Raw genomic sequence first — 11,650 nt, 5'->3', positions numbered from 1 at the left:
CGTGGCGTCCATCCGTGACCGGGTCAAGCAGTTGGTCCCGACCCAGGTGACAGGCCGGGTGAAGGAGTCCCTGGTGGACTACGGGGTCCGCACGAGTGACCGGCGGCCCCTGCCGGACTTCCTGATCATCGGCACGAAACGGGGCGGCACCACCTCCCTGTGGAACTACCTCATCCAGCACCCGCTGGTGCCCCGCCTCTTCCCGGCGTGGAACACCAAGTCGGCGCACTACTTCGAGGAGCACTGGGGGCGCGGCGAGGCGTGGTACCGCTCGCACTTCCCGACCCAGCGCCACCGTGACGCCCTGGCGAAGCGGCACGGCGGGCCGGTCCGGGTCGGCGAGGCCGCGCCGCTGTACATGTTCCACCCGCTCGCCGCGCAGCGGGTCGCCGCGCTGCTGCCGCAGGTGAAACTGATCGTGCTCCTGCGGGACCCGGTGGAGCGGGCGTACTCGCACTGGAAGGAGCGCCGCACGCACGGCATCGAGCCGCTGGACTTCGCCGCCGCGCTGGCCGCCGAGCCGGAGCGGACGGCGGGGGAGCGGGAGCGGCTGATCGCCGAGCCGGAGTCGTTCAGCGAGGCGTACGACTGGTACACGTACCGGGCGCGGGGGCGCTACCTGGAGCACCTGGAGCCGTGGTTGGAGCGTTTCGACAGGCAGCAGATCCTCTTCCTGCCCAGTGAGGACCTCTACCGTGACTCCCGGGCGACCTACCGGCGCACCCTCGACTTCCTCGGGCTGCCGGCGTACGACCTGCCGGACTTCAAGGTCTACAACGACCGCCGCTCGGCGCCGCTGGAGCCCGCGGTGCGCGCCGAGTTGACCGACTACTACCGGCCGCACAACGACGCGCTGCGCCAGCGGCTCGGGCTGGACCTCGACTGGGCGGACCGGTCGGCGTGACGACGACTGTGCGTCCGGCCACCGACCCGCGGGCCCGGGTCGACGGTCTGGGCTGGGTGAGCCGCGCGGTCTTCCCGGACGAGCGGGTGAACCTGACCGTGGGCGGGTCCGCGCCGGCCGGTCACCGGACGGTGGCCCGGTACGCGGTGGTGCCGTCGGTCACCCGGGCGCGGTTCCTGGTGCCGTTGGGCGCGCCTGCGGCCGGGGCGGCGTCACTGCTGGCGTACAACGCCCTGCGACCACCGAAGGTGCGCGCAGTGCGGGCGGTGCTCGGCGGGCTGGCCCGGTTCGGTGCGGTGGGGCTCGCGCCCTTCCCGTCGTTGACCGTCTCGGTGCCCGCCGGGGCGGTGGCCGCGGATCTGCTGCTGACCGAGCGACTCGCGGCCGAGCTGGGCGGCACGCCGCTGCTGGCCGCGTGCGGGGTCCGCCCACCCGACCCGAACGGCAAGCCCACCCTGCAACTCTTCAGCGCCGACGGTCGTCCGCGCGGCTACGCGAAGATCGGCTGGAACGACGCGACCCGCGCGCTGGTCACCGCCGAGGCGGCGGCGCTGCGGGCGTTGGCCGCGGTGGCCGGCGTCGCCGACCACCCGACGCCGCCGAGGCTGCTCACCGAGACGACGTGGGCGGGCCAGGTGGTCGCGGTGATCGAGCCGCTGCCACCGACGGTACGCGGTGTGCCGGTCGACGACGCCCCCCGGATCGCGGCGCTGCTCGCGGTCGCCCGACGCGGCGGCCCGCCGGGTCCACCCCGGGCGCTGGCCGGTTCGACCTTCCTGACCCGTCTGGCCGGACAGGCCGACCGGGCTGCCGCGGCCGAGGAGTCCGGTGCGCGGGCGGTCGCCGCGGTCGCCGCGCTGGCTCGTCGGCACGGCGACACCAGCGTCGAGTTCGGTCACTGGCACGGCGACTGGGTGCCCTGGAACCTGGGTCGGCACGACGGCCGGCTGGTCGCCTGGGACTGGGAGCACAGCGGGGCGGACGTGCCCCTCGGGTTCGACCTGGCGCACGACGCGTTCCAGCGGGCACTGGTGCTGCGGGGCGAGTCGGCCGCTGTCGCGGCGACGGCCGTCGACGCGTACCTGGGCCGGCACGGCGAGCGACTCGGTCTCGGCGCGTCGCAGCGCCGGTTGGTCGCCGACGCGTACCTGGTGGAGATGTGGTTGCGGACCTGGCGGCTGGCCGACGCGGGCGCGGGCTGGAACACCGCGCTGCATCCCGCGCTTCTGGACGTCATCGAGAAAAGACATAGCGGCTGATCCGGAGGAATCGTGGCATCGAGGCGCGCCACAGAGTGACGACATAATGGCAGGTGGTGATAACGATCGATGGACCTCGGGCGTTCGACGCGCCCGGGTGCCCGATGTGGAGATCGACGTCTCGGCCGGTCGCGCTATTCAACGACCGGAGAACGTGTGATCTGCTTCTGCGTGGCGTGCACTGAAATTCCAAGCGAACTTGTGGGGAGTCGCGTGGACACGAAGATCGACGACGATGCCGCGCCAGTGCTTCTGCTGGTCGGCTCCAGCGGTGGCCATCTGGCCCAACTACTCGCCCTGCGGCCCTGGTACGAACAGTGGCGGCGCTGCTGGGTCACCTTCGACACCCCGGAGGCGGTGTCCCTGCTGACCGGCGAGGACCTGGTGCCGGCGCACCACCCGACCACCCGCAACATCCCGAACCTGCTGCGCAACGCGCTGCTGGCCTGGCGGGTGCTGCGGGCCCGGCGGGTCGCCGCGGTGGTCACCACCGGAGCCGGGGTGGCGGTGCCGTTCGTGGTGCTGGCCCGGCTGTGGCGCATCCCGACCGTCTACATCGAGGTGTACGACCGGATCGACACCCCGACGTTGACCGCACGGCTCTGCCGGCCGTTCCTGTCCGCGATGCTCGTGCAGTGGGACGAGCAGCGCCGGCAGTATCCCGAGGCGACAGTCGTCGGGACGCTGCTGTGACGGGGGAGGCCGGCACCGCCCGGCGATCGCAACCCGCCTCGACCGACGAGGAGCCCCGGCCGCCGCGCCAGCGTGACACCCCGACCGGCCAGCTCCGGCTGCTGGTCGCGGTGGGCACCGACAAGCACCCCTTCGACCGGCTCGTCGACTGGCTGGCGCAGTGGCACGCGCAGGCCACCGACGAGGTCAGCCTGACGGTGCAGCACGGACACACCCGTGCTCCGCACCTGCCCGGCGCCGCGCCGTTCCTCGGCAACGACGCGCTGCAACAGGCGATGGCCGAGGCCGACCTGGTGGTCTGCCACGGTGGCCCCGCGACCATCCTGGAGGCACGCCGGCACGGCCACCTGCCCATCGTGGTGCCTCGCGACCCGGCGCGCGGTGAGCACGTCGACGACCACCAGCTCCTGTTCGCCCGCCGGCTCGGCGCCGCCGGCCTGGTGGCGCTCTGCGAGACCCGGGAGGCGCTGCACGGCGCGTTGACCGACGGGTCGGCCGACCCATCCCGGTACGCGGTGGCGGCCGACCCGCAGGCGCACGAGGCGCAACGGGCGGCGGTCGCCCGGGTCGGGCGGATCGTCGACGACCTGGTGGCCCGCTCGACCCCGCGCCCACTCCGGTGGCGGGCCTGGTCCCGGCCGCGCCCGGGTGCGAAGGAGATCCGATGACCCACCAGCCCAGCGTCAGTGTCGTGGTGCCCACCCGGGACCGCCCCGAGCTGCTGAGGTCGGCGGTGCGCGCGATCCTGGCGCAGGAGTACGAGGGGCCGATCGAGGTCGTGGTCGTGTTCGACCAGTCCGCGCAGGACGAGTCGCTGACCGAGTTGGCCGGCGGCCCGACCCGTGCGGTGCGGGTGATCGGCAACACCCGTACTCCGGGCTTGGCCGGGGCCCGCAACAGCGGCACCCTCGCCGGCGCGGGTGAGCTTGTCGCGTTCTGCGACGACGACGACGAGTGGCTGCCCGGCAAGTTGGCCCCGCAGGTCGACGCGCTGGCCGCCGACCCGGCTGCCGAGTTCGTCTGTTCCGGCATCCGGGTCAGCTATGACGGGCACACCGTCGACCGGGTGCTGGACAAGGACCGGATCAGCCTGGACGACCTGCTACGCGACCGGTTGACGGAGCTGCACCCGTCGACCTTCCTGATCCGCGCCAGTGCGCTGCGCGACGGGTTCGGGCTGGTCGACGAGGAGATCCCGGGCAGCTACGCAGAGGACTACGAGTTCCTGCTGCGGGCGGCGCGCAGCGCGCCACTGATCAACCTGCGGACGCCCTCGGTGCTGGTCCGGTGGCACAAGCGCTCGTACTTCTCGCAACGCTGGGACACCATCTCCGACGCGTTGCAGTGGCTGCTGCGGCGTTACCCCGAGTTCGCCGGCCAACCGGCCGGCGCGGCGCGGGTGGCCGGTCAGATCGCGTTCGCCCAGGCCGCCGCCGGCAACCGCCGGGGCGCGCTGCGGTGGGCTCGGCGCACCCTGCGGAGCAATCCCCGCGAGCCGCGCGCCTACCTGGCCCTCGCCGTCGCCGGTCGGGTGGTCCGGGCCGACGCGGTCCTGCGCACCCTGCACAAGCGCGGTCGGGGGATCTGACCTGGACACCGGTGCCCGGTCGACCGGGCACCGGTGTCCGCAGGGCGGGACACGGCGGGCAGCGTGCCGGGTCGGTGGCGCGCCGTGACAGACTGGCCGCTGTGTTGCGCTGGTTGACTGCAGGTGAATCGCACGGTCCCGCCCTCGTCGCGATGATGGAGGGGGTGCCGGCCGGCATCGAGGTGACCTCCTCCGAAATCGCCGACGAGCTGGCCCGTCGGCGGCTGGGCTACGGCCGTGGTGCCCGGATGGCGTTCGAGCGCGACGAGGTCGAGCTGCTCGGCGGTCTGCGGCACGGCGTGACCCTGGGCAGCCCGGTGGCGATCCGGGTGGGCAACTCCGAGTGGCCGAAGTGGCAGACCGTGATGGCCGCCGATCCGGTCGACCCCGACGAGTTGGCCCGGCAGGCCCGTAACGCGCCGCTGACCCGTCCCCGGCCGGGCCACGCCGACCTGGCCGGCATGCAGAAGTACGGCCACACCGACGCCCGGCCGATCCTGGAACGCGCCAGCGCCCGGGAGACCGCCGCCCGGGTGGCCGTCGGCACGGTCGCCAAGGCGTTGATCCGGCAGGCGCTCGGCATCGAGATCGTCTCGCACGTCATCGAGTTGGGTCCGGTGGCCGCGAAGCCCGGGCTGCGTCCCGTGCCGTCCGACGCTGCCCGGATCGACGCCGACCCGCTGCGCTGCCTCGACCCGGAGGCCAGCGCGCTGATGGTCGCCGAGGTCGATGCCGCGAAGAAGGCCGCCGACACCCTCGGGGGCGTGGTCGAGGTGCTGGCGTACGGGGTGCCGCCGGGTCTGGGCAGTCACGTGCAGTGGGACCGCAAACTCGACGCCCGACTGGCCACCGCGCTGATGTCCATCCAGGCGATCAAGGGCGTGGAGATCGGCGACGGTTGGCAGCAGGCCCGGTCCCGGGGCTCGGAGGCACACGACGAGATCATCCCGTCGGCGACCGGTGTCCGCCGGGTCACCGACCGGGCCGGCGGGCTGGAGGGGGGCATCACCACAGGTGAGCCACTGCGGGTCCGTGCCGCGATGAAGCCGATCTCCTCGCTGAACCGGGCGCTGGCGACAGTGGACATCACCACCGGCGAGCCGGCCACCGCGATCAACCAGCGTTCCGACGTCTGCGCGGTGCCCGCCGCGGCGGTGGTCGCCGAGGCGATGGTGGCGCTGGTGCTCGCCGAGGCGGCCACCGAGAAGTTCGGCGGCGATTCGATCGCCGAGATCCGCCGCAACCTGGCCAGCTACCTCGACGCCCTGGTGATCCGCTGATGGCACCGGTCGTCGTGCTGGTCGGCGCGCCCGGCTGTGGCAAGACCACCGTCGGTCGGGCGCTCGCCGGCTCCCTCGGTCTGGAGTTCCGCGACACCGACATCGACATCGAGCAGTTGGCCGGTAAGCCGATCCCGGAGATCTTCATCGACGAGGGTGAGGCCCACTTCCGTACCCTGGAGCGGGCCGCGGTGGCCGCGGCGCTGGCCTCCGGCACCGGAGTGCTCGCCCTCGGCGGCGGCGCGGTGCTGGCCGAGGAGACCCGGGCCGCCCTGATCGGGCACCGGGTGGTCCATCTCTCGGTCGAGTTGCCGGACGCGGTGAAGCGCGTCGGGCTCGGCGCCGGCCGGCCGCTGCTGGCGATCAACCCCAGGGCCACGCTCAAGCACCTGCTGGACCAGCGCCGGCCGCTCTACGCCGAGGTGGCGACCGAGACGGTGGTCACCGACGGCAAGGCCCCAGCCCAGGTAGTAGCCGAGGTAGCGGCAGTACTCCCCCGCTAACCCCCGCCCCGCCCCGCCCCGCGCCGATCTTGCACTTTGTGTCGCGACAAGAGTGGCAAATCAGGACGCATCGGCGACAGTAAGTGCAAGATCGGCGCGGGGTAGAGGGCTTCAGGCTCGGGCGGCGGTGTCGAGCAACTCAGCCAGGGCCTTCGGCTCGCTGAGCATCGGCCAGTGCCCGGTGGGCAGTTCGAACAGCTGACCGTCGGCCAGCCCGGTGAAGAACGGGTGCCTTTCGTCGATCATCTGCCGCACCACACTGAGCGGGAAGGTGCTGGCGACCAGCGCGGTCGGCACCGGACGCCCACCGGTACGGCGTACCGCGTCAGTGGCGGCGGCCAGCGGCTGCGGGGTGGCCCGGGCACGCAGCAGGGCCAGCGTCGGCTCGTCCAGGCCGGCCAGGTTGGTGGGGTCGGCGGCCGGGTCCCACGCCGGCGGCGGCAGCAGGTGGCCGGTGCCGATCGCCGCGCGCAGCCGCTGCTGCTCCTCCGGTGGCACCGTGTCGAACTGCGCGACGCCGTCCGGCAACGGCCCACTCTCCACGTAGATCACCCGGGCGATCCGGTCCGGAATGCGGTCCGCCGCCTGGGCGACCGGCATCCCGCCGCCCGAGTGGCCGACCAGCAGCACGTCGCGCAGATCCTCAACCTCGATCAGTCGGACGATGTCGGTGGTGTGCGTCTCCAGGCCGATCTCCGGACCGGCGAGATGGTGGCGTTCGGCCACCCCGGTCAGTGTCATCGGGTGGACCTCGTGCCCCTGCGCGCGCAGCGCCGAGGTCACCTCCCGCCACGCCCAGGCGCCCAACCAGAACCCCGGCACCAGCACGTACGTCGCCATCTGTCGCTCCTTCTCTCGGCTACCGACAGACCGTACGATCGAATCCGGACAGAATCCGCCCGGTTTAATGGAGTGGTCTGTGTCACATCCCGCCGGTCGTGTGCTGGCCCTGCTCGAACTGCTGCAGACGCGGCACCGGTCGACGGCTGTCGAGCTCGCCGGCCTGCTCGGCGTGGACGAGCGGACCGTGCGCCGGTACGCCGCCACCCTTGTCGAGTTGGGCATCCCCGTCATCGCCGACCGGGGCCGCTACGGCGGCTACCGGCTGCGTTCCGGCTACAAGCTGCCGCCACTGATGCTCACCGACGACGAGGCGCTGGCGGTGCTGCTCGGCCTTGTCGTCGCCGAACGGGTCGGGCTGGCCACCGAGCTGCCGGGTACCGCCACCGCGCTGGCCAAGATCCGCCGAGTGTTGCCGGTGCCGCTGGCCGACCGACTGACCGCCGTGCAGGAACACCTCGGTTTCACCCTGCGGCGCACGGAGCCGGAGCGGGGGCCGGCGTCGGGCACCCTGCTCACCCTGGCCGCCGCCGCCCGGCACCGGCAGCGGGTGATGCTGGACTACCGCTCCTGGCGGGGCGAGCAGTCGCGCCGTGAGCTCGACCCGTACGGGCTGGTCTTCCACGCCGGCCGCTGGTATGTCACCGGCCACGACCACCGGCGCGGGGAGGTCCGCACCTTCCGGCTGGACCGGATCGGCACCGCGACCCCCACGGCGGCGACGTTCACCGTGCCGGACGGTTTCGACCCGGTGGCCCGGGTGACCAGGTCGCTGGCCGGCGTGCCCTACTCGCACGAGGTCGAGGTGCTGTTGGAGACCGATGTGGACGCGGCGCGTCGTCGCATCCCGCCCAGCGTGGCCGAGCTGACCGGCACCGCCGAGGGGGTGCTGCTGCGGGCCCGGGCGGAGAGCCTGCCCGGTATGGCCGCGCTGCTCGCCGGTCTGGGCTGCCCGTTCACGGTGCGGCACCCGGAGGCGCTGCGCGCCGCGGTGGCCGAGCACGCCCGCCTGCTCGCCGCCTGGGCGACCCGGCCAGCAGGTGGGCAGATGCCGTCACCGCGCCGCCCGCTGGACTAGGCTGCCGGCGATGAACGAGGTGACCCGGATTCCGGTCGGCGGCGAGCGACCGTACGACGTGTTGGTGGGGCGTGACCTGCTGGGCGCGTTGCCGGGCCTGCTGCCCGGCGCGAGTCGGGCGGCGGTGCTGCACGCGCCCCCGCTCAAGGCCCTGGCGGACGCGCTCGGCGAGCGGCTGCGCGCCGCCGGCGTCGAGCCACTGCCGATCGAGGTGCCCGACGCCGAGTCGGGCAAGCAGATCGACGTGGCGGCCGCCTGCTGGGACCGGCTCGGCGCGGCTGGCTTCACCCGTACCGACGCGGTGGTCGGGGTGGGCGGCGGCGCGGTGACCGACCTGGCCGGCTTCGTCGCGGCCTGCTGGTTGCGCGGGGTGCGCTGGGTGCCGGTGGCGACCTCGCTGCTGGGCATGGTGGACGCCGCGGTGGGCGGCAAGACGGGCATCAACACGGCTGCCGGCAAGAACCTGGTGGGCGCGTTCCACCCGCCGGTCGGTGTGCTGGCCGACCTGGCCACCCTGGACAGCCTGCCCGCGGTCGACCTGGCGGCCGGGCTCGCCGAGGTGGTCAAGTGCGGGTTCATCGCCGATCCGGCGATCCTGGATCTCATCGAGCGCGACCCGGAGGCGGCCACCGACGCGCGCGGGCCGGTGACGCGGGAGCTGATCGAGCGGGCGATCCGGGTCAAGGCCGACGTGGTCGCCGGTGACCTGCGCGAGTCGGGCGTGCGGGAGGTGCTCAACTACGGTCACACCCTGGCCCACGCGATCGAGCAGAACGAGGGCTACCGCTGGCGGCACGGGCACGCCGTCGCCGTCGGCCTGGTCTATGCGGCCGCGCTGGCCCGGCTTGCCGGCCGGCTCGACGCGCCGACCGCCGACCGGCACCGGGCCACGTTGAGCGCGCTGGGCCTGCCGGTGAGTTACCCGGCCGACGCCTGGCCGCGGTTGCTGGCCGCGATGCGGGTGGACAAGAAGGCCCGGGGCAGCCGGCTGCGTTTCGTGGTGCTGGACGGGCTCGCCCGTCCGGCGATGTTGGAGGGCCCGGACGACGCGCTGCTGGAGGCCGCCTACCAGGAGGTGGCCAGCCGGTGAAGGTGTACGTCCTCAACGGGCCGAACCTGGGCCGGCTGGGCACCCGGGAGCCCCAGGTGTACGGCAAGACCACCTACGCCGATCTGGTGGCGCTCTGCGAGGCCACCGGCCGGGAGTTGGGATTGGACGTGACGGTCCGGCAGACCGACGCCGAGCACGAGCTGCTCGGCTGGCTGCACACCGCCGCCGACGAGGCTGCCGCGGTGGTGCTCAACCCGGCTGCCTGGTCGCACTACTCGTACGCAGTTCGGGACGCGTGCGCGATGCTGCGGGGGCCGTTGGTGGAGGTGCACCTGTCCAACATCCACGCCCGCGAGGAGTTCCGGCACCACTCGGTGGTGTCCGCGGTGGCGACCGGGGTGATCTGCGGCCTCGGCATCGACGGCTATCGCCTCGCTCTGTACCACCTGGCCGGCCGAGGCGCCTGACCACCGGTTTCCCGCCCATTTCCCACCGGCTGCGACAAATTACCGATAGTGAGCGTTATCGGCGTCGCCGAGCGTCACCTGGTGCGCCGCGTCCGGTGCCGGGTGTGCGTACCTGCTCAGATCCTTTGCTCTGCTTCAACTGGCGCAACAGTGCGGTGAGCTGCGGTTTTGTGAGTTGTGTCGTACCGAGGGCGACGGTCTGGCCGGCACGGTGGGTGACCGGTGCGGGGGTTGAAGCAGAGCAAAGGGTTCGACGAGGGGAACGGCTGCCGGCGCGAGGGTCACGCTCCGTCACCGTTGTGGGCGTCGATGCCCGTTGGTCGGCCCCCGCCCGCGTAGGGTGGTCAGCGGGTCTCGGCGCAGCTAGTAGACTCGTAAGGTCTGTCCGCCAATTGATGATCAAGGCAGGAAATGGCCTCCACCAACGACCTCAAAAACGGCCTGGTACTCAACCTGGACGGCGAGCTCTGGGCTGTCGTCGAGTTCCAGCACGTCAAGCCCGGTAAGGGTGGTGCCTTCGTGCGCACCACGCTGAAGAACGTGCTGTCCGGGAAGGTGGTCGACAAGACCTTCAACGCGGGCACCAAGGTCGAAACCGCGACCGTTGACAAGCGCACGATGCAATACCTGTACGCCGACGGTGAGGACTTCGTGTTCATGGATCTGGAGACGTTCGACCAGATCACCGTGCTCGGCGTCACCGTTGGCGAGGCAGCCAACTACCTGCTGCCCGAGGCGGAGGCGACCGTCGCCCAGCACGAGGGTGTGCCGCTCTACATCGAGCTGCCCACAAGCGTCGTGCTGGAGGTCACCTATACCGAGCCGGGCCTGCAGGGTGACCGCTCGACCGGCGGCACCAAGCCGGCGACCGTGGAGACCGGCGCCACCGTGCCGGTGCCGCTGTTCATCACCACCGGTGAGAAGATCAAGGTCGACACCCGCGACGGCCGTTACCTCGGCCGCGCCTGATGGCTGAGGGTTCCAAGCAGCAGATGCCGGCACGCCGCAAGGCGCGCAAGCGGGCGCTGGATGTCCTCTACGAGGCCGACCTGCGGGACAAGCCTCCGGTGGAGGTGCTGGCCGGCTACGTGCAGCGGATCGAGCAGCCCCGACCGGAGCACCTCGGCTACGCGGTGGGCCTGGTCGAGGGTGTTGCCGAGCACCTCAACCGGATCGACGAGCTGATCGCCAGCTATGCCGAGGGTTGGACGTTGGAGCGGATGCCGGTCGTCGACCGGAATCTGGCCCGGATCGCCGTCTACGAGTTGCTCTACGTCGACGAGATCGACGACGCGGTCGCGATCAGTGAGGCTGTGGAGCTGGCCCGGCAGATGTCGACCGATGATTCGCCGCGCTTCCTCAACGGGGTGCTCGGCCGGATCGCCGAGTACGCCACCCGCTGAGCGTCGCAGCACCGAACGCCGTTACCGGAAGGGGCCCGTGCCAGATGGCACGGGCCCCTTTCGGTACAGCGACAGCTCAGGAGGCGAAGAACGCCCGCGGGTCGGCCACCAGCACACCGTGCTCGGTGAGCCGCTCGATCAGACCCGACGGTGAGGCGTCGTAGACGATCGCGAGGGCCCGCAGGTCGTCGGCGCGGATCGAGAGCACCCGGCCGTTGTAGTCACCACGCTGCTGCTGGATGGCGCGGGCGTAGCGGGCGACGTAGGCCAGGTCCTCGGAGGCCTCGTCGTAGAGCCGCTCCAGGTCCAGGACGATCTTGCTGGTGGGCTCGTGCCGGACACCACTGCCGTCAGGCAGCAGCTCCGAGACGGGGACACGGTAGAACTCGGCCAACTCGGCCAGACGGGACACGGTCACGGCCCGGTCGCCGCGCTCGTACGAGCCGACCACCACGGCCTTCCACCGCCCATTCGACTTCTCCTCCACACCCTGCAGGGACAGACCCTGCTGCTGGCGGATGGAGCGCAGGCGGGCGCCCAGAGACTTGGCGTATTCAGAGGGCATTCGGACACTCCCAGTGCTG

The 11,650-nt window shown here is 72.2% G+C and carries 14 protein-coding genes; 12 read left to right on the top strand and 2 right to left on the bottom strand.

All coding sequences use genetic code 11. The features are described 5' to 3' along the window. Window position 1: 1 nt before the first annotated feature. The 7 genes from ACFYPM_RS12010 (at window position 2) to ACFYPM_RS11980 (ending at window position 6,227) form a co-directional block, all read left to right on the top strand. On the top strand, window positions 2-904 hold the full coding sequence (locus tag ACFYPM_RS12010; protein ID WP_387195416.1) for a sulfotransferase domain-containing protein: 903 nt from the start codon (window positions 2-4) through the stop codon (window positions 902-904). Beyond that, the gene (locus ACFYPM_RS12005) at window positions 901-2,163 is read left to right on the top strand and encodes a hypothetical protein (protein ID WP_387194561.1); all 1,263 of its coding nucleotides are present in this window, start codon (window positions 901-903) and stop codon (window positions 2,161-2,163) included. The genes ACFYPM_RS12010 and ACFYPM_RS12005 overlap by 4 nt, the downstream gene beginning before the upstream one ends. 213 nt (window positions 2,164-2,376) lie before the next feature. After that, a complete protein-coding gene (locus tag ACFYPM_RS12000) occupies window positions 2,377-2,856 on the top strand; it encodes a UDP-N-acetylglucosamine--LPS N-acetylglucosamine transferase (protein ID WP_357254811.1) in 480 nt (159 codons plus the stop codon). Then, entirely contained in the window at window positions 2,853-3,524 is a 672-nt protein-coding gene (locus ACFYPM_RS11995; protein ID WP_387194558.1) for a glycosyltransferase, read from the top strand. The genes ACFYPM_RS12000 and ACFYPM_RS11995 overlap by 4 nt, the downstream gene beginning before the upstream one ends. After that, window positions 3,521-4,444 carry a glycosyltransferase family 2 protein gene (locus ACFYPM_RS11990; RefSeq protein WP_387194556.1) on the top strand — a complete coding sequence of 308 codons (924 nt, stop codon included), beginning with the start codon at window positions 3,521-3,523 and terminating at the stop codon, window positions 4,442-4,444. Before ACFYPM_RS11995 ends, ACFYPM_RS11990 begins: the two co-directional genes overlap by 4 nt. A 101-nt stretch (window positions 4,445-4,545) precedes the next feature. Further along, window positions 4,546-5,724, top strand: coding sequence for a chorismate synthase (gene aroC, locus ACFYPM_RS11985; RefSeq protein ID WP_387194553.1), 1,179 nt, complete (start codon window positions 4,546-4,548; stop codon window positions 5,722-5,724). Continuing rightward, the gene (locus ACFYPM_RS11980) at window positions 5,724-6,227 is read left to right on the top strand and encodes a shikimate kinase (protein ID WP_387194550.1); all 504 of its coding nucleotides are present in this window, start codon (window positions 5,724-5,726) and stop codon (window positions 6,225-6,227) included. The genes aroC and ACFYPM_RS11980 overlap by 1 nt, the downstream gene beginning before the upstream one ends. Window positions 6,228-6,338: 111 nt before the next feature. On the opposite strand, the gene ACFYPM_RS11975 is transcribed toward ACFYPM_RS11980, so the two are convergent. Next, on the bottom strand, window positions 6,339-7,067 hold the full coding sequence (locus ACFYPM_RS11975; RefSeq protein WP_387194548.1) for an alpha/beta fold hydrolase: 729 nt from the start codon (window positions 7,065-7,067) through the stop codon (window positions 6,339-6,341). Between the two features lie 79 nt (window positions 7,068-7,146). On the opposite strand from ACFYPM_RS11975, the gene ACFYPM_RS11970 reads away from it, so the two are divergent. From ACFYPM_RS11970 to nusB, 5 genes are all read left to right on the top strand, one after another. Then, window positions 7,147-8,145, top strand: a complete 999-nt coding sequence (locus ACFYPM_RS11970; RefSeq protein WP_387194545.1) for a helix-turn-helix transcriptional regulator — start codon at window positions 7,147-7,149, stop codon at window positions 8,143-8,145. A gap of 10 nt (window positions 8,146-8,155) precedes the next feature. Beyond that, the gene (gene aroB, locus ACFYPM_RS11965) at window positions 8,156-9,235 is read left to right on the top strand and encodes a 3-dehydroquinate synthase (RefSeq protein ID WP_387194542.1); all 1,080 of its coding nucleotides are present in this window, start codon (window positions 8,156-8,158) and stop codon (window positions 9,233-9,235) included. Further along, window positions 9,232-9,663 carry a type II 3-dehydroquinate dehydratase gene (gene aroQ, locus ACFYPM_RS11960; protein WP_387194539.1) on the top strand — a complete coding sequence of 144 codons (432 nt, stop codon included), beginning with the start codon at window positions 9,232-9,234 and terminating at the stop codon, window positions 9,661-9,663. The genes aroB and aroQ overlap by 4 nt, the downstream gene beginning before the upstream one ends. Window positions 9,664-10,074: 411 nt before the next feature. After that, window positions 10,075-10,632, top strand: a complete 558-nt coding sequence (efp, locus tag ACFYPM_RS11955) for an elongation factor P (RefSeq protein ID WP_387194536.1) — start codon at window positions 10,075-10,077, stop codon at window positions 10,630-10,632. 23 nt (window positions 10,633-10,655) lie between these two features. Beyond that, on the top strand, window positions 10,656-11,066 hold the full coding sequence (nusB, locus tag ACFYPM_RS11950; RefSeq protein WP_184188983.1) for a transcription antitermination factor NusB: 411 nt from the start codon (window positions 10,656-10,658) through the stop codon (window positions 11,064-11,066). A gap of 76 nt (window positions 11,067-11,142) precedes the next feature. On the opposite strand, the gene ACFYPM_RS11945 is transcribed toward nusB, so the two are convergent. Further along, a complete protein-coding gene (locus ACFYPM_RS11945; RefSeq protein ID WP_007458348.1) occupies window positions 11,143-11,631 on the bottom strand; it encodes a transcriptional regulator in 489 nt (162 codons plus the stop codon). Between the last annotated feature and the right edge of the window lie 19 nt (window positions 11,632-11,650).

The sequence above is a fragment of the Micromonospora sp. NPDC005203 genome (assembly GCF_042872705.1).
Lineage (GTDB): Bacteria > Actinomycetota > Actinomycetes > Mycobacteriales > Micromonosporaceae > Micromonospora.
The sequence above is the reverse complement of the archived record's forward strand: the minus strand, read 5'-3'. Positions and strand labels throughout refer to the sequence as shown.